The organism is Sulfitobacter sp. HNIBRBA3233 (assembly GCF_040149665.1).
In the GTDB taxonomy this organism is placed as follows: Bacteria; Pseudomonadota; Alphaproteobacteria; order Rhodobacterales; family Rhodobacteraceae; genus Sulfitobacter; species Sulfitobacter marinivivus.
Genome location: NZ_JBEFLP010000001.1, coordinates 2,496,393 through 2,516,549 on the forward strand (window position 1 = coordinate 2,496,393; position 20,157 = coordinate 2,516,549).

23 protein-coding genes are annotated in these 20,157 nt (G+C 66.1%); 17 read left to right on the forward strand and 6 right to left on the reverse strand.

Annotated elements, in window-relative coordinates; genetic code table 11:
* Positions 1 to 32: 32 nt before the first annotated feature.
* From ABMC89_RS12235 to cobJ, 7 genes are read left to right on the forward strand one after another with little or no spacing between them, the layout of a single operon-like run.
* Positions 33 to 407, forward strand: coding sequence for a DUF1636 family protein (locus tag ABMC89_RS12235; RefSeq protein ID WP_349568208.1), 375 nt, complete (start codon positions 33 to 35; stop codon positions 405 to 407).
* Positions 404 to 1,438 carry a cobalamin biosynthesis protein CobW gene (cobW, locus tag ABMC89_RS12240; RefSeq protein WP_349568209.1) on the forward strand — a complete coding sequence of 345 codons (1,035 nt, stop codon included), beginning with the start codon at positions 404 to 406 and terminating at the stop codon, positions 1,436 to 1,438. The genes ABMC89_RS12235 and cobW overlap by 4 nt, the downstream gene beginning before the upstream one ends.
* 3 nt (positions 1,439 to 1,441) lie before the next feature.
* Positions 1,442 to 4,684 (forward strand): cobaltochelatase subunit CobN, encoded by a 3,243-nt coding sequence (gene cobN, locus ABMC89_RS12245; protein ID WP_349568210.1) that lies wholly within the window; start codon positions 1,442 to 1,444, stop codon positions 4,682 to 4,684.
* A complete protein-coding gene (gene cobG, locus ABMC89_RS12250; RefSeq protein ID WP_349568211.1) occupies positions 4,681 to 5,808 on the forward strand; it encodes a precorrin-3B synthase in 1,128 nt (375 codons plus the stop codon). Before cobN ends, cobG begins: the two co-directional genes overlap by 4 nt.
* Positions 5,808 to 6,437: a precorrin-8X methylmutase gene (locus ABMC89_RS12255; protein ID WP_349568212.1), complete on the forward strand. Its 630-nt coding sequence runs from the start codon at positions 5,808 to 5,810 to the stop codon at positions 6,435 to 6,437. Before cobG ends, ABMC89_RS12255 begins: the two co-directional genes overlap by 1 nt.
* Positions 6,438 to 6,441: 4 nt before the next feature.
* The gene (locus ABMC89_RS12260; protein WP_349568213.1) at positions 6,442 to 7,173 is read left to right on the forward strand and encodes a precorrin-2 C(20)-methyltransferase; all 732 of its coding nucleotides are present in this window, start codon (positions 6,442 to 6,444) and stop codon (positions 7,171 to 7,173) included.
* Positions 7,170 to 7,904: a precorrin-3B C(17)-methyltransferase gene (cobJ, locus tag ABMC89_RS12265; RefSeq protein WP_349568214.1), complete on the forward strand. Its 735-nt coding sequence runs from the start codon at positions 7,170 to 7,172 to the stop codon at positions 7,902 to 7,904. The genes ABMC89_RS12260 and cobJ overlap by 4 nt, the downstream gene beginning before the upstream one ends.
* Here the strand turns inward: cobJ and ABMC89_RS12270 are convergent.
* Entirely contained in the window at positions 7,880 to 8,626 is a 747-nt protein-coding gene (locus ABMC89_RS12270; protein ID WP_349568626.1) for a cobalt-precorrin-6A reductase, read from the reverse strand. The genes cobJ and ABMC89_RS12270 overlap by 25 nt on opposite strands.
* Before the next feature lies 1 nt (position 8,627).
* On the opposite strand from ABMC89_RS12270, the gene cbiE reads away from it, so the two are divergent.
* The 7 genes from cbiE to cobF are packed head-to-tail and all read left to right on the forward strand — an operon-like array spanning position 8,628 to position 14,057.
* Positions 8,628 to 9,809 carry a precorrin-6y C5,15-methyltransferase (decarboxylating) subunit CbiE gene (gene cbiE, locus ABMC89_RS12275; RefSeq protein ID WP_349568215.1) on the forward strand — a complete coding sequence of 394 codons (1,182 nt, stop codon included), beginning with the start codon at positions 8,628 to 8,630 and terminating at the stop codon, positions 9,807 to 9,809.
* Entirely contained in the window at positions 9,806 to 10,186 is a 381-nt protein-coding gene (locus tag ABMC89_RS12280) for a cobalamin biosynthesis protein (RefSeq protein WP_349568216.1), read from the forward strand. The genes cbiE and ABMC89_RS12280 overlap by 4 nt, the downstream gene beginning before the upstream one ends.
* Complete coding sequence (gene cobM / locus ABMC89_RS12285) at positions 10,183 to 10,965, forward strand: precorrin-4 C(11)-methyltransferase (protein ID WP_349568217.1); 783 nt, start codon at positions 10,183 to 10,185, stop codon at positions 10,963 to 10,965. Before ABMC89_RS12280 ends, cobM begins: the two co-directional genes overlap by 4 nt.
* Complete coding sequence (locus ABMC89_RS12290; RefSeq protein WP_349568218.1) at positions 10,962 to 12,290, forward strand: cobyrinic acid a,c-diamide synthase CobB; 1,329 nt, start codon at positions 10,962 to 10,964, stop codon at positions 12,288 to 12,290. The genes cobM and ABMC89_RS12290 overlap by 4 nt, the downstream gene beginning before the upstream one ends.
* A complete protein-coding gene (gene cobA / locus ABMC89_RS12295; RefSeq protein ID WP_349568219.1) occupies positions 12,287 to 13,012 on the forward strand; it encodes a uroporphyrinogen-III C-methyltransferase in 726 nt (241 codons plus the stop codon). The genes ABMC89_RS12290 and cobA overlap by 4 nt, the downstream gene beginning before the upstream one ends.
* A 2-nt stretch (positions 13,013 to 13,014) precedes the next feature.
* The gene (locus ABMC89_RS12300) at positions 13,015 to 13,314 is read left to right on the forward strand and encodes a DUF1636 family protein (protein ID WP_349568628.1); all 300 of its coding nucleotides are present in this window, start codon (positions 13,015 to 13,017) and stop codon (positions 13,312 to 13,314) included.
* Complete coding sequence (gene cobF, locus ABMC89_RS12305; protein ID WP_349568220.1) at positions 13,311 to 14,057, forward strand: precorrin-6A synthase (deacetylating); 747 nt, start codon at positions 13,311 to 13,313, stop codon at positions 14,055 to 14,057. The genes ABMC89_RS12300 and cobF overlap by 4 nt, the downstream gene beginning before the upstream one ends.
* A 42-nt stretch (positions 14,058 to 14,099) precedes the next feature.
* On the opposite strand, the gene arfB is transcribed toward cobF, so the two are convergent.
* Entirely contained in the window at positions 14,100 to 14,519 is a 420-nt protein-coding gene (gene arfB / locus ABMC89_RS12310) for an alternative ribosome rescue aminoacyl-tRNA hydrolase ArfB (protein ID WP_349568221.1), read from the reverse strand.
* Positions 14,520 to 14,593: 74 nt separating this feature from the next.
* Here arfB and ABMC89_RS12315 point away from each other — a divergent pair, with 74 nt between their 5' ends.
* Positions 14,594 to 14,992 (forward strand): SpoIIAA family protein, encoded by a 399-nt coding sequence (locus ABMC89_RS12315; protein ID WP_349568222.1) that lies wholly within the window; start codon positions 14,594 to 14,596, stop codon positions 14,990 to 14,992.
* Positions 14,993 to 15,329: 337 nt separating this feature from the next.
* On the opposite strand, the gene ABMC89_RS12320 is transcribed toward ABMC89_RS12315, so the two are convergent.
* The 4 genes from ABMC89_RS12320 to ABMC89_RS12335 form a co-directional block, all read right to left on the reverse strand.
* On the reverse strand, positions 15,330 to 15,947 hold the full coding sequence (locus tag ABMC89_RS12320; protein WP_349568223.1) for a queuosine precursor transporter: 618 nt from the start codon (positions 15,945 to 15,947) through the stop codon (positions 15,330 to 15,332).
* A gap of 90 nt (positions 15,948 to 16,037) precedes the next feature.
* Positions 16,038 to 16,898 carry an esterase-like activity of phytase family protein gene (locus ABMC89_RS12325; RefSeq protein WP_349568224.1) on the reverse strand — a complete coding sequence of 287 codons (861 nt, stop codon included), beginning with the start codon at positions 16,896 to 16,898 and terminating at the stop codon, positions 16,038 to 16,040.
* Positions 16,895 to 17,839, reverse strand: coding sequence for a penicillin-insensitive murein endopeptidase (mepA, locus tag ABMC89_RS12330; RefSeq protein WP_349568225.1), 945 nt, complete (start codon positions 17,837 to 17,839; stop codon positions 16,895 to 16,897). Before mepA ends, ABMC89_RS12325 begins: the two co-directional genes overlap by 4 nt.
* Positions 17,836 to 19,209, reverse strand: a complete 1,374-nt coding sequence (locus tag ABMC89_RS12335; protein WP_349568226.1) for an MFS transporter — start codon at positions 19,207 to 19,209, stop codon at positions 17,836 to 17,838. Before ABMC89_RS12335 ends, mepA begins: the two co-directional genes overlap by 4 nt.
* Before the next feature lie 159 nt (positions 19,210 to 19,368).
* Here ABMC89_RS12335 and ABMC89_RS12340 point away from each other — a divergent pair, with 159 nt between their 5' ends.
* Both ABMC89_RS12340 and ABMC89_RS12345 read left to right on the forward strand, forming a co-directional pair.
* Entirely contained in the window at positions 19,369 to 19,695 is a 327-nt protein-coding gene (locus ABMC89_RS12340; RefSeq protein WP_349568227.1) for a BLUF domain-containing protein, read from the forward strand.
* Positions 19,696 to 19,845: 150 nt separating this feature from the next.
* The gene (locus tag ABMC89_RS12345) at positions 19,846 to 20,133 is read left to right on the forward strand and encodes a YggT family protein (RefSeq protein WP_349568228.1); all 288 of its coding nucleotides are present in this window, start codon (positions 19,846 to 19,848) and stop codon (positions 20,131 to 20,133) included.
* Positions 20,134 to 20,157 lie beyond the last annotated feature (24 nt).

Consider the following 20,157-nt stretch of genomic DNA (forward strand, 5'->3'; position numbering starts at 1 on the left):
ATAGGCTAAACCCAGCCGGGAAGGAGCATGCCATGACCGCAACACTCTATGTCTGCACCACCTGCCGCGCGGGTGAAGCTGTCGAAGACGACACCATGCGCCCGGGCGCGGTGCTGCACCGCGCACTGCAAGCGGGTGGCGCGCCCGCGGGGGTGCGTATTGTCGGGGTCGAGTGCCTGTCGGCCTGCAAGACCGGCGCCGCGATCGCGCTGTCCGCGCCCGGCAAGTGGACCTATGTCTACGGTCACATGACTCCTGACGACGCCGCAGAGATCCTTGCAGGTGCTGCCGCCTACGCGGCCACGCCCGACGGGTTGGTGCCCTGGCGCGAGCGCCCGGTGATCTTCCGCAAACAAAGCGTGGCCCGCGTGCCCGCGTTCACACTACCAACGGAGGCTGCCGAGTGAGCGACCTGTCAAAAATCCCCGTCACCGTGATCACCGGCTTCCTTGGATCGGGCAAGACGACCCTGATCCGTCATCTGATGACCAATGCGGGCGGTCGCCGTCTTGCGGTGCTCGTCAATGAATTCGGGACCGTGGGGGTGGATGGCGACATCCTGCGCTCCTGTGCGATCCCGGACTGCCCTGAGGAAAATATCGTCGAACTGGCCAACGGATGTATCTGCTGCACCGTGGCGGATGATTTCATCCCCACGATCGAGGCGTTGATGGCGCTGCCGACCCGTCCCGACCACATCCTGATCGAAACCTCCGGCCTCGCGCTGCCGAAGCCGCTGCTCAAGGCGTTCGACTGGCCCGCGATCCGCTCCAAGATCACCGTCGATGGCGTGATCGCGCTGGCCGACGCCGAAGCCGTTGCCGCAGGCACCTTCGCCTCCGACGTGGCCGCCGTGGACGCGCAGCGTCTGGCCGACGACAGTCTCGACCACGAAACGCCGCTCTCCGAGGTCTTCGAAGATCAGATCAATTGCGCGGACATCATCCTGATGTCGAAGGCCGATCTGGCCGGTCCCGAAGGTCTGTCCAAGGCCCGTGAGGTGATCGAGGCGGAAAGCGAGCGCAAGATCCCGATCCTCGAGATGACCGAGGGCGTCATCGACCCGAATGTGGTTCTGGGCCTCGACGCCCGCGCCGAAGACGACCTTGCCGCGCGTCCCTCGCACCACGACGGCGCCGACGACCACGAGCATGACGATTTCGACACGATCGTCGTTCCCATGCCCGAGATCGAGGATGTGGATGCGCTGGTTCAGGCGATCGAATCGCTGGCGAAGGAACAGCAGATCCTGCGCGTGAAGGGCTATGTCGCCGTCAAAGGCAAGCCGATGCGCCTGCTGGTGCAGGCCGTGGGCACCCGTGTGCGCCACCAGTTCGACCGTCTCTGGGGGTCCGAGGTCCGCTCCGGCGCGCTGGTTGTCATCGCCGAACACGACCACATCGACCACAACAAGATCCGGGAGGCGCTGGGCGCGTAAACCATGCACGTCGTTTTCCGCGAAAGCCACGGGTTGGAGGATTCCGAAACCCCGTATGATCCCGGGCAAAGCCCTGCGGATCTGGTGGTGCTGTCGTTCTCCGACAGTGACCTCGGCGCTTTCGCGGCGGGATGGCATCGTGCGGGCGGGGCGGGCGGCAGCCTGCCTTCGCTGCGTCTGTGCAACCTCACGGCCCTGCGCCACCCGGCGTCCATCGACAACTACGTCGATGCGACGCTGACCGGCGCCAAGGGTATTCTGATCCGCCTGATCGGCGGCGAGAACTACTGGCCCTACGGCATCATGCAGGTGCAGGATTTCGCCCGCCGTCACGGGATAGCACTGGCGGTGCTGCCCGCGGACGGGCGCGAGGATCCGACACTCGACGCGCATTCGACACTGCCGACCTCGACGCTGCGGCGGCTCCAGCATCTGTGCGATGCCGGCGGTGCGGTCGCGGCGCAGGCCGCGCTGGCGCAGATGGCGCTGGCCGCGGGGCTCTATGCCGGTCCGGTGCCGGGGGCGAAAACCGTGCCCGACTGCGGCTTTTATGACCCCGATCGCGGTGTCATTCCCTTTGTGGACACCGAGGGCGATACGGTCGCGGTGACCTTCTACCGCAGCTATCTGACCGCCGCCGATACCGCCCCGGTGGATGCGCTGATCCGGATCCTGCGCGACCGGGGCTACAACGCGGTGGGCGTTTTCGCACCTTCGCTGAAAAACCCGACTGCGCGCGATTTCATCCCCTCCGCGCTGGCACAGTTGTCGCCGGTCGCCATCGTCAACGCCACGGCCTTCTCCGGGCGCGGCAGCGATTCCACCTCGCCGCTCGACACAGCCGGTTGCCCGGTGTTCCAGGTGGCGCTGTCTACCGCCCGCAAGAAGGAGTGGGCCGACAGCGAACGCGGGCTGTCGCCTGCGGATCTGGCCATGCATGTTGTGCTGCCCGAAGTCGACGGGCGCATCTTTACCGGTGTCATCAGCTTCAAGGCACCGGAGAAGAAAGACCCCGATCTGCAATATTCACGCTTCTCGCACCGCGCCCATGCCGCGCGGATCGACGCCGTGGTCGACCGGATCGACGGCTGGCACCGCCTGGCGAAAACCCCCGCTGCCGCGCGCAGGATTGCGCTGGTTCTGTCGACCTATCCGGGCCGGGATGACCAGATCGCCCATGCCGTCGGGCTCGATGCGCTGGCCTCTGCCGAAGATATGCTCCTGACCTTGGGCAGTGCGGGCTATTCGGTCACCCCCGAGATCGGATTTGGTAAAACACTGGCCCACGCCCGTATCGACTGGCCGCTGGCCGAGTACGAGGCAGCGCTTGCCAGCCTGCCCGAGACGCTGCGCACCGATCTGCTGACTGCGTGGGGCGCGCCGCAGGACGATCCGCTGTTTAGCGACGGCGCGTTCCATTTCGCCGCCCGCGAGTGCGGCAAGGCGCTGGTGGCGCTCCAGCCCGAACGCGGGGCGATTGCGCAGCGCGACACCGATTACCACGATCTGGCCCGTGTGCCGCGCCACTCCTACGTCGCCTTCTATCTCTGGCTGCGGGCGCAGGGGCATCACGCGCTTGTCCACATCGGGGCCCATGGCACGCTGGAATGGCTGCCGGGCAAATCCGTCGCCCTGTCCGACGAGTGCTGGCCCGAGGCGCTGACCGGCGCGCTGCCCGTGATCTATCCTTTCATCGTCAACGACCCCGGCGAGGCCGCGCAGGCCAAGCGGCGTATCGGCGCGGTCACGCTGGGCCACGTCCCGCCCCCGATGGTCGACAGCGAAACCCCCGATGCCCTGCTGCGGCTTGAGAGGTTGCTCGACGAATACTCTACCGCCGATGGTCTGGACCCCGCGCGCCGCGACCGTCTGGTTGGCAACATCCGCGACGAGGCCCGCGCCGCCGGTGTCGAGGATGATCTGGGCCTTGCGCCCGACGCCTGCGAGGCCGAGGCGATCACCCGCATCGACCGGTTCGTCTGCGACATCAAGGAAAGCCAGTACGGCGACGGCCTGCACATCTTTGGCCGCGCCGAGGGAGAAACCGACGGCCTGCTGGCCGCGCTCGACGGGCGGCGCGTGGCGTCCGGTCCCTCCGGGTCGCCCTACCGTGGCCGGTCCGACGTGCTGCCGACGGGGCGGAACCTCTATTCCGTTGATCCGCGCGCCGTGCCGTCCCGCGCGGCTTATGCGCAGGGGGTGAAACTGGCCGAAGAACTGCTGCGCCGGCATCTTCAGGATCAGGGCGACTGGCCGAAGGGGCTGGTGGTCGATCTCTGGGGGTCGGCCACCATGCGCACCGCGGGCGAGGAAGTTGCAATGGCGATGCACCTCGCGGGGCTCGCGCCCACTTGGGACGACGGGTCCGAACGCGTCTCGGGGTTCGAGGTGCTGCCGCTCACGCTGCTGGATCGTCCGCGCATCGACGTAACCCTGCGGGTCTCGGGCCTCTTCCGCGATATATTCCCGGGCTTGGCGGGCCTGTTCGATGCCGGTGCCGCAGCACTCGCTGCGCGCGAGGAAGCGGACGACATGAACCCCTACAAGCAGCGCGCCGCCCGTGTGTTCGGCCCCAAGCCGGGGCTTTACGGGATGAACATGGAGGCCGCGATGCTGGACTATTCAGAGGCCGGTCGCGGCGCGGCCGGGGAGGCATGGCTGAAAGCCTCCGAATGGGCGCTGGACGCAAAAGGCGAGGCGCACCAGGACCGCGCGGGGCTGGAGGCGCGTCTGCGCGCCGCCGACGGGTTTGCCCATGTGCAGGACCTCACCGAGACCGATCTGCTTCTTTCGTCCGATTATGCCAGCCACGAAGGCGGCTTTGCCGCTGCGATGGCGCAGCTCGGCGCGGCGGAGCCCGCGATGTATCACGTCGACAGCACCCGCATGGGCGACCCCCGCGCCCGCGCCTTGCCCGAAGAAATCGCGCGGGTGGTGCGGGCACGTGCGGCGAATCCCGATTGGGCCAACGGCATGATGCGCCACGGTTTCCGCGGTGCCGCCGAAGTTGCCGCAACCCTCGACAACCTCGCCGCTTTTGCGCATCTGACACGCTCGGTCCCGGCGCATCTCTTCGATCTCTATTTTGACGCAACGCTGGGGCGTGACGATCTGGTGGCCTTCATGGAGGCCGAAAATCCCCGCGCATTGGAAGCGATGCGCAACCGGTTCGCAGCCCTGCGCGATGCGGGCCTGTGGGTCACACGCCGGAATTCGATTTCGGCAGCGATGGAGGCGGCTGAATGAGCGATGCCCAGAGGGTCAAGGGCTGGTGCCCCGGTGCGTTGCGCCCGATGATGTCCGGCGACGGGCTGGTGGTGCGTGTGCGCCCTTTCGGTGGCCGCCTGCGCCGCGCGCAAGCGGACGGGATCGCCTCGCTTGCCGCGGCGCACGGGAACGGCTTCATCGACCTGTCGAGCCGCGGCAACATCCAGATCCGCGGCGTCCGCGAGGACCGGCACAAGCCGCTGATCGACGGGCTGCGGGCAATGGGCCTGATCGACCCCACGCCGGAAATCGAAAGCCGCCGCAACGTGATGGTACAGCCGTTCTGGATCTCGGGTGACGATACCGAGCTTCTGGCCGCCGAACTGACCGAGGCGTTGGTCAGCGCCGAGCTTCCGGTTCTGCCCGGCAAATTCGGATTTGCCGTCGATACCGGCGCCAAGCCGGTGTTGCAGGACGCCTCAGCCGATGTCCGCCTTGAACAGGACGCGGGCGGGGGGCTGATCCTTGTGGCCGAGGGGATGCAATCGGGCAAACCCGTTTCGCTGAAAACCGCCGTCGCCGAGGCGATCGCGCTTGCCCGCTGGTTTGCGGGGGCCCCCGGCGCGCCGAAACGCATGGCCGAGCTTGTCGCTAGCGGCACCCGCCCAGAGGGGCATTTCGTGCCGCGCCAGACCGGTGCCTACCGTGCCAAACCGGGCTTTTCGCCAATGGGCGCGATGGTCGGCCCCGCCTTCGGGCAGATGCGTGTCGAAACCCTGTCCTCGCTGGCAAAACACGGCGGGCTGCGGATGACGCCATGGCGTCTGGTCCTCGTGGAAAGCGCGCGCAACCTGCCCGAGATCGCGGGTGTGATCACCGATCCCGACGATCCGATGCTGCGCATCACCGCCTGTACCGGTGCACCGCGCTGCGCGCAGGCGCTGGGCGACACCCGCGAACTGGGGCGGCATCTGTCAGCTTCGCTGCGCGCGGGCGTGACGCTGCATATCTCGGGATGCCCCAAGGGCTGCGCCCATCCGCGCTCCGCGCCCCTGACAATCACAGCGCAGCAGGACGGCTACGCCCTGATCCGCGACGGAAAGGCCAGCGATGCGCCCGCGCTGACCGGCCTTTCCCCCGACGAGTTGAAAGACCACATCTGATGCCGCATCACTACATCACCGACGGGGCGGAAATTTACCGCCAGTCCTTTGCCACCATCCGCGCTGAGGCTGCCCTGGCCCGTTTCACCCCCGAGGAAGAGATCGTCGCTGTTCGCATGATCCATGCGGCTGGCATGGTCGGACTCGAAGATCACATCGCCTTCACCGAAGGCATGGCGATAGCCGCACGCGCCGCGCTGGAAGACGGCGCGCCGATCCTCTGCGACGCCTATATGGTCAGCGAAGGCATCACCCGCAAACGCCTGCCCCGCGAGAATGCCGTGATCTGCACCCTGCGCGATCCGCGCGTGCCGGATATGGCGCGCGAGATGTCGAACACCCGTTCCGCCGCCGCTCTCGAGCTCTGGCGCCCCGATCTGCAAGGCGCTGTTGTCGCCATCGGCAATGCACCCACCGCGCTTTTCCATCTTCTGAACATGCTCGAAGATCCCGATTGCCCGCGCCCTGCCGCCATCATCGGCTGTCCCGTCGGCTTCATCGGTGCCGCCGAAAGCAAGGACGCGCTCATGGCGGCCCCGCCGGTGCCGTCGATGATCGTGCGCGGGCGCCTGGGCGGTTCCGCGATCACGGTCGCGGCGGTCAACGCTCTGGCCAGCCGGGTGGAGTAGAGACATGGGAAAGGTCATTTGCGCCGGGCTCGGACCCGGTGATCCGGAATTGATGAGCGTCAAATCCGACCGCGCCATTCGCGGCGCCAGACACCTCGCCTATTTCCGCAAGAAAGGCCGCAAGGGGCAGGCCCGCACCATCGTGCGCGACATGCTGCGCGACGATGTCGTGGAATATCCGATGGAATACCCCGTCACGACCGAACTGCACTTCGGCTCCGATGAGTATCGCCAGCTGATGGTGGATTTCTACGCGGAATGGGCCGACAAGCTGGAGGCGCTGGCCCGCGATCACGATGTGGTTGTACTCTGCGAGGGGGATCCGTTCTTCTACGGCTCGTTCATGCATCTGCACACGCGCCTGCAGGGCCGCACCGAAGTCGAGGTCCTGCCGGCCATTCCCGGTATGGTCGGCTGCTGGAACGCGCTCGATACCCCCTTCACATGGGGTGACGACGTGATGAGCGTTCTGATGGGCACCCTGCCCGAGGAAGACCTGATCACGCACATGCGCCGCGCCGATGCGCTGGTCATCATGAAAACCGGTCGCAACCTGCCACGGGTGCGCCGCGCGCTCGAAGCGACCGGGCGGCTCGACGATGCATGGCTGGTCGAAAAGGGCACGATGCCCGACCAGCGTATCGCGCGGCTGGCGGATGTGGCCGACGACGATTGCCCCTATTTCGCGATTGTTCTGGTGCACGGTCAGGGACGGCGGCCAGAGGCCGGGGAATGACCGGCTGGGTCGCCATTGTGGGCCTCGGCCCCGGGCGCGAAACGCTTGTCACACCCGAAGTCCGCGCTGTGATCGACGAAGCGACAGACATCATCGGCTATATTCCCTACGTCAAACGCATTGCCCCGCGCGATGGGCTGACCCTTCACGCCACGGATAATCGGGTCGAGATCGACCGCGCCACCCACGCGCTGACCCTCGCGCAGCAGGGCGGGCGCGTCGTGGTGGTGTCATCGGGCGATCCGGGTGTCTTTGCCATGGCTTCCGCGCTTTTCGAGGCGCTGGAGGCGCAGCCGCGGTTCGCCGATGTCGCGATTACCGTGCACCCCGGTATCACCGCGATGCTGGCCGCCGCTGCCGCACTCGGTGCGCCGCTGGGGCATGATTTCTGTGCGATCAACCTCAGCGACAATCTCAAACCATGGTCGGTCATTGAAAACCGCCTGCGCATGGCGGCGCGTGGCGATTTCGCCATGGCTTTCTACAACCCGCGTTCCAGATCGCGCCCCGTGCAATTCGGTCAGGCGCTGGATATCCTGCGCGAGGAATGCGGGCCGGACCGTCTGATTTCATTCGCCCGCAACGTCACCCACGAAGACCAGCGCCTGCGTACCGTCACGCTGGGCGAGGCGACCGAGGATATGGCGGATATGCGCACGGTGGTCATCGTCGGCAACTCGGCGACCCGGCGGGTCGGCGGCCATGTCTATACGCCACGCTCGGCGGAGTGATTCAGATGGCGCAGAACAGTCTCTGTATCGGGGCAAACGGTCGTGTCGGGCAGGGTGGGCCGGTCCACAAGGATCACCCGCATACCCAGCGCACGAGCCGCCTCGATCTTGGCCAGCGCGCCGCTGCCTCCCGCGTTCTTGGCCACGACATGGGTGATGCGATGGTCGCGCAACAGCGCGGTATCGCCCGCCACATCGAAAGGACCGCGCGCGACGATCACCGTGGTGTCGGGCAGCGGCAGGCCCTCTTTGGGCGGATCGACCAGACGCAGCAGATACCGGTGCTGCGGTGCCCCCGCAAAGGACGCCAGATGCATCCGGCCGATGGCAAGAAACACCCGCGACCGCGCCTGCGGCAAAGCCTCCCGCGCGGCGTCGAGCGTGGGAACATGCACCCAGTCGTCGCCCTCCTGCGCGCGCCATGCAGGGCGCTCCAGCCGCACGAGCGGCAGGCCGCAGGCTGCGCTGGCATGATGTGCGTTCCACGACATCTGCGCGGCAAAGGGATGGGTGGCGTCGATGATATGGCTGATGCCTTCGGCACGCAGGTATCGCACCAGCCCGTCCACCCCGCCAAAGCCCCCGACCCGCACGGGAACGGGCTGCGCCACGGGTGCATTCGTGCGGCCCGCATAGGAAAAAACAGTCTCTATTCCGGCGGATTTCAGGGCATGGGCCATCTGGCGCGCCTCGGTCGTCCCGCCCAGAAGAAGGACGCGCATCATGGGTGATCCTTGGCTCAGCATCATCGGTTTCGGTGAAGATACCCTCGACGGGTTGCCCCCCGCAAGCCGTGCCGCGCTTGACGCGGCAGAGGTGGTGTTCGGCGGCCCGCGCCATCTGGACCTTGCGGCGGTCGGCGACAGGGGCAGGCCATGGCCGGTCCCGTTTTCGACGGCACCGGTGCTGGCGTGCCGTGGTCAACGGGTGGCGGTTCTGGCCTCGGGCGATCCGTTCTGGCACGGCGCGGGCGGCAGCCTCGTGCGCGATCTGGCGCCGGGGGAATGGCGCAGCTTTCCGGCCCCGTCCACCTTCACCCGCGCGGCCAGCGCAATGGGCTGGCGGATGGAGGAGATTACCTGCCACGGTCTGCACGCCGCGCCGCTTGCGCGGTTGCGCGCGGTGCTCGCACCCCGTGCGCGGTTTGTCTGCCTTCTGCGCGACGGCGACGCGCCTGCGGAACTGGCCGCGTGGCTCACCGCTCAGGGCGCGGGCGCGGCGGAGCTGACAGTGCTCGAACGGCTGGGTGGCGCGCGCGAACGCATCCGCGCCACCCGCGCGGACCGCTTCGATCTGGCCGATATCGCGGCACCGGTCGCGGTTGCCGTTGCCTTGCCGGACGGCGTCGGCCTGCCGCGCAGCAGCGGTCTGCAGGACGATCTGTTCGCCAGTGACGGACAGATTACCAAACGCCCGGTCCGTGCGCTGACACTCAGTGCGCTTGGCCCCCGCCCGGGGGATCTCTTGTGGGACATCGGGGCCGGATCAGGCTCTGTTTCGGTGGAATACTGCCTTGCCGGTGGCCGTGCCATCGCCTTTGAACAGCACGCTGCCCGGGTTGAGAATATCCGCAGGAACATCACCGATTTCGGCATCGATCACCGGATGGAGGTGCGGCAGGGCCGCGCCGAAGATCTGATCGCCGATGCCCCGCCCCCTGATGCCGTCTTCATCGGCGGTGGCGCGAAAGAACCCTTGTTAGAGACGCTTTTCACAACCCTGCGGCCCGGCACGCGTCTTGTGGCAAACGCTGTCACGCTGGAGACCGAGGCGCTGCTGACACAGATGCACGGGCGGCGTGGCGGTCACCTTTTGCGGGCCGAACTGTCCGAGGCGGCCCCCCTCGGCCCGCTGCGCGGCTGGAACGCGGCGCGCCCCATCGTCCAGTGGAGCGTCACGCTGTGAGGGTCGCGGGTTTCGGTTTCCGGGGCGGGGCGGCACTCGCGTCGCTTCAGGATGCGCTGCAACGGGCGCTGGCGCTGGCGGGCGACGATCCGCTCGAGGCACTTGTCACCGAAAGCGCCAAATCCCGCGCGCCCGTGTTTCGCGAACTGGCGCAGGTCATGGCGCTGCCCGGCTTGGGCATCCAGCTTGAGGACCTGCAACAACTCATCACGCCCACGCAATCAAGGCAGGTGCTGGACCGGTTCGGCACCGGCAGCCTGTGCGAAGCCGCGGCCCTTGCCGCTGCCGGTCCGGGGGCCACGCTGGTTGCGGTGCGCGTCGTCTCGGGCGATGGTATGGCAACGGCAGCGATTGCCGATCTGAAAGGCACGACATGACGGTTCACTTTATCGGCGCAGGCCCCGGCGCCGCCGACCTGATCACACTGCGCGGACGCGACCTGATCGCGGCCTGTCCGGTGTGTCTCTACGCGGGCTCTCTGGTGCCGGAAGGCATCCTTGCCCACTGTCCCGAAGGCGCCCATGTGGTCAACACAGCACCCCTGTCGCTGGACGAAATCATGGCCGAGATCGAAGCGGCCCACGCGCGCGGGCAGGATGTGGCGCGGATCCATTCGGGCGACCTGTCGATCTGGTCGGCCATGGGCGAACAGCTGCGCCGGTTGCGGGCCCTTCAGATCCCCTATGACGTGACGCCGGGTGTCCCCAGTTTTGCCGCGGCCGCGGCGACGCTGGCGTCGGAACTGACACTGCCCGGTATCGTACAATCGGTGGTGTTGACCCGCACTTCCGGCCGCGCCACCGCGATGCCAGAGGGAGAAACCCTTGCCAATTTCGCGGCCACCGGCGCGACGCTTGCCATCCACCTGTCGGTGCATGTTCTCGACCGCGTGGTCGAGGAACTGACGCCCCACTACGGCGCGGACTGCCCTGTCGCCGTCGTCTGGCGGGCAAGCTGGCCGGATGAACGGGTGGTGCGCGCAACGCTCGGCACCTTGCAGACCGCCGTCGGCGAAGAGATGGCGCGCACGGCGCTGATCTTCGTGGGTCACGCGATTGGGGCCGAGGATTTCGACGAAAGCAGGCTCTACGCAGGCGATTACGATCGCCGCTTCCGCCCCGTCGGGGCGGAGCCGCGTTTTCCGGAGGCCGAATGATCCCGCCCGGCCTGATGATATCCGCCCCCGCCTCGGGGACCGGCAAGACCACGCTGATGCTGGGGCTTCTGGCCGCGTTTCGGGCGCGGGGTGTCGAGGTGCAGCCGTTCAAGGGTGGCCCGGATTACATCGACCCCGCGTTCCATACCGCCGCATCGGGTCGTGCGTCGTTCAACCTCGACAGCTGGTCGATGGAGCGGGCGCGGATCGACGGGCTGCACGGAAACGCCGAAGGCGCCGATCTGATCCTTGCCGAAGGCTCGATGGGTCTGTTCGACGGCGTGGCGATCCCCGGCGAATGCGGCAATGGCGCCAGTGCGGACATCGCCGCGATGATGGGGTGGCCCGTCGTTCTGGTGCTGGATGCTTCCGGCGCGGCGCAGTCGGTGGCGGCGACGGCGCTTGGCTTCGCGCGGATGCGCGATGACGTCACGCTTGCGGGTGTTGTGCTGAACCGCGTCGCCTCCCCAAGGCACGAGGCGCTGATCCGCGCGGGCATGGCATCCGTGGGCATCGATGTGCTGGGCGTCCTGCCACGGCGCACCGATCTGGAGCTGCCCGAGCGGCACCTCGGACTGGTTCAGGCGGGCGAACAGGAAAACCTCCCCGAGCTTCTGGCACAGGCGGCGGAATTCGTGGCCGAACACGTCGATCTCGACGCGCTGCGGGCCGCGGCGCGCGGTGGCGGGCAGGGGGCTGAGGTGCCCTCCGCCGTTACACCACCCGGCCAGCGGATCGCGCTGGCGCAGGACAATGCCTTCGCCTTCGTCTACCCGCATCTGCTGGCCGGATGGCGCGCTGCCGGGGCCGAGGTTTTGCCCTTTTCGCCGCTCGCGGACGAGGCCCCCGATCCACACGCCGACGTCTGCTGGATTCCCGGTGGCTATCCCGAACTGCACGCGGGCAGACTGTCAGCGGCGACGACCTACCGCGAGGGGCTGCGCGCCTTTGCCGAAACACGGCCCGTGCACGGTGAATGCGGCGGGTACATGGCCCTTGGTGCGGGATTGGTGGACAAGGACGGCACGCGCCACGAAATGGCCGGTCTGCTGGGGCTGGAGACATCGTTTGCGAAACGGAAATTTCACCTCGGATACCGCCGCGCAACGCTGGCGGCGCCAATCCCCGGCGCGCCTGCCGGGGCGCTGCTGCGCGGGCATGAATTCCACTATGCGACCATCGTCGAAGAACCAGACACGCCGCTGGCGGTCATCACCGACAGCAACGGTCTGGCCGTCCCCGAAACCGGCACTTGGCGCGCGATGCCCGGTGGCGGGCGCGTGTCAGGCACGTTCTTTCACCTGATTGCCGGAGGCACGGCATGACCGGTTTCGTCTCTTTCGTCTCGTCCGGACCGGGCGATCCGGAGCTGCTGACCGTCAAGGCCGTCAGACGGCTGGAGGAAGCGGACGTGGTGTTGTTCGATGATCTGTCCTCTGGTCCGATCCTCAGCCACGCACGGGCGGACGCGGACCTGATCGGGGTCGGAAAACGCGCCGGACGGCCGTCGCCGAAGCAAGACCACGTCAGCCGCACATTGGTCGAGCACGCACAGGCGGATTTGCGGGTGGTGCGCCTGAAATCCGGCGACAGCGGGATGTTCGGACGGCTCGAGGAAGAGATCACAGCCCTGCGCGCCGCCGGGATCCCCTTTGAAATCGTGCCGGGTGTGACAAGTGCCTCGGCTGCCGCTGCAACCGCCGGTATCCCGCTGACCCGCCGTCTGACCGCGCGGCGGGTGCAGTTCATTACCGGTGCCGATGTCACCGGCGATCTGCCACCCGATGTCAATATGGCCGCACTGGCCGATCCGCTGGCGACGACGGTCGTCTACATGGGCAAACGGACCTTTCCGGGGCTGGTGGCCCGGCTGATCGAGCACGGCCTTCCACCCGAGACGCCCGCGATGCTGGCCGAGGCTGTTTCGACCCCCGCCGAGCGTGTGGAGCGGTTCACCATCGCGGCCCTTGCGGCACATCTGGAAGCGACGACCACCAGCACGCCCGCGCTGATTTTCTACGGCCCGCTGGCAGAGGGTGAGCCGTGAAGATGTACGTCTGCACCAGTTGCACCGCGCAGAGCCCCGCGTTGCTGGCACATATGCGCGCCGCCCTGCCCGGGATCACTGTCGAGGGGATCGACTGTATGTCGGGATGCGCCCGTGCCCAGACCGTGGCCTTCCGTGCGGCGGGCAAGGTCGCCTACCTGTTCGGTGAGATCACCGAGGACGATGTGCCGGACCTGCGCGGATTTGCCAGCCGCTATGCCGCGTCGCCCGACGGCACCTTTGCGGATGCGCGCGTGTTGGGCGGTTTGCGGCTGAAGGCGCTGGCACGGATTCCGGGATGAGCCTGCATCTGACCCTGATCGGCATCGGCACCGGCAACCCCGAGCACCTGACGCTGCAAGCCATCCGCGCGATGAACCGGCAGGACCTGATCCTGATCCCGCGCAAGGGCGCGGGCAAGGACGATCTGGCGGGCCTGCGCCGCGACATCTGCAACGAGTTGCTGACCAACGACCGGACCCGGATTGCCGAATTCGACCTGCCGGTCCGTGACGAGACCACGCTGGACTATCGCAAGCAGGTCGACGACTGGCACGATGCGATCGCCGCCGTGTGGCAGGCGACGGTGCTGGCCCACGGGGGCGGAAACCGCGTGGCGCTGCTCGTCTGGGGGGATCCGTCGCTTTATGACAGCACGCTGAGAATTGCGGCCCGGCTCGATCCCGCGCCGGAGATCGAGGTGATACCCGGCATTACATCGATACATGCGCTGACCGCCGCACATGCCACGGTACTGAACGAAATCGGCGCTCCCTTCACGGTGACCACCGGCAGACGCCTGCGCGACGAAGGCTGGCCGCAGGGCGCTGACACGGTCGTGGTGATGCTGGACGCGGGCGGGGCTTTTCGCGAGATCGACAGTGACGGCCTGCATATCTGGTGGGGGGCCTATGTGGGGATGAAAGAACAGATCATCGTCGAGGGGCCGCTTGCGGAGGTGGCGGAGCGGATCATGCAAGAGCGCACACAGGCACGGGCGCGGCACGGGTGGATCATGGATATCTACATGCTCAAGCGGGTGTGACCGGGGGCTCCTCGCTGCCCTTCGGGCGCTCCTCGCGCGGGTTCAGTCCGGATCGACGCGTCCGCGCAATGCCTTGACCTCGCCGCGCACTTTCTTGGCCTTCAGGCGGCGTTTTTTCGATCCCAGTGTGGGGCGCGTCGCGATGCGCCGCTTCGGCGGCTTCAGGGCCTCCTGCACCATTTCTTTCAGGCGCTCGCGCACGATCTCGCGGTTGCGCGCCTGGCTGCGGGTCTCGTCGCATTGCAGAACCACCGCGCCTTCCTTCGTCCAGCGTCTGCCGGCAATCCGCTTGAGGCGCGATTTCACCGGTGGCGGCAGCGACGGCGATGTCGCGGCCTCGAACCGAAGTTCGACCGCCGACGAGGTCTTGTTCACGTTCTGCCCGCCGGGACCCGAAGCGCGGATAAAGCTTTCGGTCATTTCCCAATCCTGCAGGGCGATCTGATCTGAGATACGCAGCATGATCCCCATCATAGCGCGGAACGCGAGGGCGGGAAGGGCGTTATCCCGCTACACCCCTGTGAGGAGCCTTTCCGATGTTCAGTTGCCCATCCATTATCCAGATCCCGACCACCCGCGCGGATCTTTTCGCCTTTCGCATCACCGGGGAGGTCAGCCGCGAGGACATGTCCGGCATGGCCGACTACATGAATTCCGTCTTCGACGCCCATGAAGATAAGGTCGATATGCTGATGATCTTCGACCGCTACGATGGCGCCGAAGCGGGCGCGAGCCTGTCGTGGGAGTCTCTCAAATCGCGGTTCCGGTCGGTCACGAACGTCGGGCGCTACGTTGTCGTCGGCGCGCCGGAGGCCGCCGAGGACGTCATCAGCATGATGGATCATCTCATCCCGGTCGAGGCCGAGACATTCGACGAGGAAGCCCCGGCATGGCGCAGCCTCGGCGCGGAGGCCGCAGCCCCGAAAGCCTCCTGATCGCGGAAAGCTGCACTGAGGCAACGAAAAGGGCCGCCCCGGTTCGGGAGCGGCCCAATCGAATTGAATAGGAGGCGGGTCGGTTAGACCGTATCCACCTTGGATTTCATCGTACCAGGGGCTGCCCTAGTACGCGCCCTCCAAAGCTGTCCCGACACCTCGCTCCAGTACACTTCTTGACACTAGATCACCTCCTTTTCATTTGTTGAACCTAAGGAATCGTTGCACATAATCTGGGGTGCGCAAAGCATTTTTTGCACCAGATAATGTGAAAAAACACCCTGCTGCCCAAACGGGCGGCAGGGTGTTTGCGTAAAAGCGCGGACAGATGCCGCCGTCAGGAGGCGCGCAGGCGCTTCGTGATGACGCGGAAAGGGATCAGCGCGATCAGCGCCAGCGACAGTTTTACCGCCCAGTCGGCCACCGCCAGCGACACCCAGAGCGGCGCCATCGGGCCGGTGCCCAGCAGCGGCACGGCCTCGCCTGCCCAGGACACATCGGTGCCCGGATGCACAAAGCTCAGCGCACCCGAGAAGGCCACCGAAAAGAAAATGATCGTATCGACCGTGCTGCCCACAAGGGTCGAGACCAGCGGCGCCTTCCACCACGCGCCGCTGCGCAGGGCCGCGAAGATGCCGACGTCAAGCATCTGCGCCACAAGGAACGCCAGACCGGAGCCGATGGCGATGCGCATGGTCACGAGCGGCCCGAAGTCGCCCATGATCTGCGTGCCGATCAGCGAACACAGGATGCCGACCACGAACCCCACCAGAACGACGCGGCGCGCGGCGGCCGTGCCATAGACGCGGTTCATGATGTCGGTGACAAGGAAGGCAAGCGGATAGGTAAAGGCGCCCCACGTCAGCCAGTCGCCATAAAGAAACTGAACGAGGATATTGGAGGCCACAACAATGGCAGCCATCGCAAGAATGCCGGGAAGGTAGGTGCGTGTCATCAGATAAACCGTTTTATGCAAGGGTGCGGCGACTTGGTCCAGGGGATCGCGGACAGGGGCGCTTTAGGCCCGTTTCCCGCGCGGTGCAACCTATTGCGTGATCTCGAATTCGACGATCTGGCTGCGCTGGATCCAGAGGAAGTTGTCGTCCGAGACCATCGTCAGGCGTATCGCCCCCTTCGTATCCCGCCAGACGCTCAGACCTTCTAGGTTGTCGAACCGCCCCGGTCCCGTGGTCAGCAGGATATGTTCGCGGGCCGCTTGGCCCTCCAGCGTGAACATGCGGATGCGGCTGCGAAATCCCAGCGGGGTCGCGGCGCGTTCCAGCAGCCACAAACGCCCCCGATCGTCGAAATCCGCGCCGACGGGCACGAACGGTCTGCGGTGCGGTATTTCAAACGCCGGTGTCCAGATATCCCCGCGCAAGGCGTGAACGACGAGGGGTGCGTCGCCCTTGGGGCGGGTTTCGGCAACGGCATAAAGCGCGTCATCCGGCCCGATCGCCAAGGCCTCCATCCCGACATTTCGCGCAAGGTCGAGGAAAAACGGCCGCCGGTCGCTCAGGTGACCGGTCTGCGGATCGACGCGCATGACCCTGTGATGGTGTTCGAACGACAGTTCGATCCGGCCATCTGCTCCGATTGCGATGCCTTCCAGATCGCGCTGCAGCTTGGGCAGAGCGCGGCCTTGGGCGCCCGTGACGGGGATCGCGCGATCGATCTCGACGCCAGTCAGATCACCGTCGCTGCGCTGCATCTTGATGTGGGCAAGGGTGCCGCGGTCGCTGACCACAACGCCGGTTGTCCCGTGATCGCCGACCTCGATCCCCGACCAGCCGCCAAACCACGCGGCGCGGTCGTGCCAGTCGAACACCCGTTCGCCCACCAGCGCGGGTTCGGCAAGGGCGGGCTGCGCCAGCAGCGCCAGCCACGCCACCGCGCGCCAGATCACAGGCCGTCGAGCACCGCTTTGCACTGGGCCGGAAGATCGGCCAACACCAGTTCGCGGCGTGGCGTGCTCGGCGCGGGCTTTGCACCGGGTTTCGGCTTGGGCGGGTTCAGGATATTCGCCTGCCACTGCCGCGCGTCGTCACAGCCGTCACCGGGCGGCGGCGGGGTCTGGTTGCGGCATCCGGTGGCACCCTGCGGGCAATTCAGCCGGATGTGGAAGTGGTAATGGTGCCCGTACCACGGGCGGATCTTGCGCAGATAGCTGCGGTCGCCGGTTTCATCGTTGCACATCTGCACCTTCGCGCCGGGGAAGACAAAGATGCGCGACACGCGCGGATCCTTGGCAGCCGCCTTCAGGATCTCGTGGTGCGACCGCGTCCACGAGCTGTTGACATAGGCGCCGTTCGCCCGCCGCATCGAGATGGACGAGATATCCTCGCGCTGTTTGCGCGTCAGGCTCAGGGAGGTGGGCGGCAGCATCCAGATGTCTGCGTCCAGCCCGATCTGGTGGCTGCGGTGACCGGTCAGCATCGGCCCGCCGCGCGGCTGGCTCATGTCCCCGATATAGAGACCGTTCCACCCCGGTTGCTGCGCGGCAACGCGGCTCAGCCTTGTGACCATATCGATCATCTCGGGGTGGGCCCAGTTGCGGTTGCGGGACAGCCGCATCGCCTGCCATGTGGGGCCCGTTTCGGGCAGCTGCTGCGCGCCGGCAAGGCACCCCTTGGCGTAGCTGCCGAAGGGCGCGGGGCTTTGCGGGCTGGCCGCATTCTTGATGCCGAACAGCTTTTTCGCCTCGACATTGGCCAGCGGTCCCGCCAGCTCGCCGATGGTGGGCAATTCCGGCTGCTGCTCGGGCGCGCCGCTGATGTCGCGGCTGTTGCCACAGCTGGCAATCAACACGGTGAGGGCCGTAACACTGAGTATCTTTTTGATGATCATCTGCTGAAATCCCCGTTCGGTTTGACCCATGCTAACAGTATCAACCCTAGGATGAATAGCCCCACAATCGGCGTGACACCCAATTGCTGGCTGCCCGTCATCTGGCTGGTAAACGCGATCAGCGCGGGCGCCAGAAAGGACGTCGCCTTGCCGGACAAGGCGTAAAGGCCGAAAGCCTCTGTCATGCGCTCGGGGTTTGCCTGCCGCGTCATCATGTTGCGCGAAGACGCCTGCAGGGCACCGCCCGCGGCGCCGATCACCGCACCGGCGATGAAGAAGCTGACGTCAGGCAGCGCCGATCCTTCGGCGACCGGGATCCACAGCACCTGACCGGGGCTGACGGACACGATCAGCACCGCCACCAGCGCCAGTGCGACATTGCAGAAGACGATGACGGGCATCGGTCCTACGCGGCGGTCCACACGGCCCGCGATCCAGCAGAAAACCGCCCCCGAAACGGCGGCCAAAATGCCAAAGATACCCACCTGCGTGATCGACCAGTTCAGCACCCCGGTCGCGTAGACACCGCCGAAGGTATACATCCCGTTCAGCGCGTCGCGGTAGAACATCGACGACCCCAGATAGGCCAGCAGCGAAGGATGGCGCGGCAATCCCCGCAGGGTCCGGCCAAGATCCCGCAGGCTCTGGCGAATCACGATACGGTCGGCCATCGCGGTGGGCCGGTCGCGCGCGGTCAGAAAGAAGGGGATCATGAAGACGGCGAACCACACCGCCGTCAGCGGCCCGACAATCCGTGTGTCGGCCTTCGTCGCCGGATCCAGCCCGAAGAGCGGCGAAAGCCCCGCCATGGTCTTGCCGCTGCCGGTGGCCTGAAACAGCGCCAGCATCAATGCCAGCGCCAGCACCCCGCCAACGTAGCCGAAAGCCCAGCCCGACCCCGAAATCCGGCCCAGCTCTGCCGGATTGTCGTCCAGTTCGGGCAGGTAGGAATTGGTAAAGATCGTCGCGAACTCCATCCCGATCAGGCCGATCCCGAAGAAGAACAAGGCCCACAGAACGGAAAAATCCTGTGGCGCCGTCCACCACAGGGCCAGTGAGCCCGTGAAATAGAGAAAGGAGAAGAACCAGATCCACGGCAGCTTGCGGCCCGAATTATCCGCGATGGCACCCAGCACCGGGGCCAGCACCGCGATAGAGACGCCCGCAATGGCCAGACCCCACCCCCAGTAGGCCTGCGCCTGCGCCTTGGCTGCGGCCTCCGGCATGCCCGAGGCGATCAGGTTGGCCGACACGGTCGCGGCGAAATAGGGGCCGAAAATGAAGGTCAGCAACAAGGTATTGTAAGGCTGGCTTGCCCAGTCGAAGAAGTACCAGCCCCAGATCCGCGCGCGCCCCGATGGTTGTGCCAACTGCCTGCCTCCCGTTTTGAAAAGGTAGAGCAGGCGGACTGAGCACAATCAAGACAGGTTATTGTTGACCTGTCATATATTACTGTGCATCTTTTTGGTTAGCTGGAACCAATAACACAACCTAAGCGGTCTTTGCGCTTCAATGGCTCGGGGGGAAAGATGATCAGACTTATGTATTTCAGCACGGCGGCATCCTATGTTTCCAAGGCAGAACTTGACGCCCTGTGCGACAGTTCGGCCAGCAAGAATGCGTCGCGGTCGCTGACCGGTATGCTCGCGTTCAATGGCCGTAATTTCTGCCAGATCATCGAGGGCGAGGAAAACGATGTCGATGACCTGATCGAGGTCATTCGCGCCGACAGCCGTCACGCGGGCTTCAAGGTGCTCGCGCGCAAGCCGATCTCCGAGCGCTATTTCGACGGCTGGTCCCTCAGGCGGGTCGACTCCCTCGACTTTTCCGAGGCGTTCGGCGCGATGGATGCCTGAACGGCGCTGCTGCCCGCCGCCCGTGGTCGCGGGCGGCTGATCCACCCCGGCTCGGGCGGGCCTGCACATCCGGAACGCGGGGCGCACTTGTCCTTTTACGCGGTCTTGCTTACTTCACTGTCTGACCAGACCCCGGATAGGACCGTTTACATGACTTCGCTTTTCCAGATCCTGATGCTGCTGCTCGACATCGTGTGGTTCTTCATCATCGCGCATGTCATCATGTCCTGGCTGATAAATTTCCAGGTCCTCAACCTGCGGCAACCGCTGGTCAGCCAGATCTGGTACGGCATCAACCGCCTGATGGAGCCGCTCTATGCCCCGATCCGGCGGATCCTGCCCAACATGGGCGGTCTCGATCTGGCGCCGCTGGTGGTGCTGATCGCCGTGGCGGTACTGCGCATCGTTCTGGTCAACAACGCGGCGGCCTTTTACTGACCGCGACCGCGCTGCGGGCTGTTG

Coding starts and splice junctions, on each gene's coding strand:
- cobJ (WP_349568214.1), top strand. CDS start 7,170: ATGACCGGCTGGGTCGCCATTGTGGGCCTCGGCCCCGGGCGCGAAACG.
- ABMC89_RS12255 (WP_349568212.1), top strand. CDS start 5,808: ATGCCGCATCACTACATCACCGACGGGGCGGAAATTTACCGCCAGTCC.
- ABMC89_RS12320 (WP_349568223.1), bottom strand. CDS start 15,947: ATGACACGCACCTACCTTCCCGGCATTCTTGCGATGGCTGCCATTGTT.
- cobF (WP_349568220.1), top strand. CDS start 13,311: ATGAGCCTGCATCTGACCCTGATCGGCATCGGCACCGGCAACCCCGAG.
- cobG (WP_349568211.1), top strand. CDS start 4,681: ATGAGCGATGCCCAGAGGGTCAAGGGCTGGTGCCCCGGTGCGTTGCGC.
- ABMC89_RS12315 (WP_349568222.1), top strand. CDS start 14,594: ATGTTCAGTTGCCCATCCATTATCCAGATCCCGACCACCCGCGCGGAT.
- ABMC89_RS12345 (WP_349568228.1), top strand. CDS start 19,846: ATGACTTCGCTTTTCCAGATCCTGATGCTGCTGCTCGACATCGTGTGG.
- ABMC89_RS12290 (WP_349568218.1), top strand. CDS start 10,962: ATGATCCCGCCCGGCCTGATGATATCCGCCCCCGCCTCGGGGACCGGC.
- cobA (WP_349568219.1), top strand. CDS start 12,287: ATGACCGGTTTCGTCTCTTTCGTCTCGTCCGGACCGGGCGATCCGGAG.
- ABMC89_RS12235 (WP_349568208.1), top strand. CDS start 33: ATGACCGCAACACTCTATGTCTGCACCACCTGCCGCGCGGGTGAAGCT.
- cobM (WP_349568217.1), top strand. CDS start 10,183: ATGACGGTTCACTTTATCGGCGCAGGCCCCGGCGCCGCCGACCTGATC.
- mepA (WP_349568225.1), bottom strand. CDS start 17,839: ATGATCATCAAAAAGATACTCAGTGTTACGGCCCTCACCGTGTTGATT.
- arfB (WP_349568221.1), bottom strand. CDS start 14,519: ATGCTGCGTATCTCAGATCAGATCGCCCTGCAGGATTGGGAAATGACC.
- cobN (WP_349568210.1), top strand. CDS start 1,442: ATGCACGTCGTTTTCCGCGAAAGCCACGGGTTGGAGGATTCCGAAACC.
- ABMC89_RS12340 (WP_349568227.1), top strand. CDS start 19,369: ATGATCAGACTTATGTATTTCAGCACGGCGGCATCCTATGTTTCCAAG.
- ABMC89_RS12260 (WP_349568213.1), top strand. CDS start 6,442: ATGGGAAAGGTCATTTGCGCCGGGCTCGGACCCGGTGATCCGGAATTG.
- cbiE (WP_349568215.1), top strand. CDS start 8,628: ATGGGTGATCCTTGGCTCAGCATCATCGGTTTCGGTGAAGATACCCTC.
- ABMC89_RS12300 (WP_349568628.1), top strand. CDS start 13,015: ATGTACGTCTGCACCAGTTGCACCGCGCAGAGCCCCGCGTTGCTGGCA.
- ABMC89_RS12270 (WP_349568626.1), bottom strand. CDS start 8,626: ATGCGCGTCCTTCTTCTGGGCGGGACGACCGAGGCGCGCCAGATGGCC.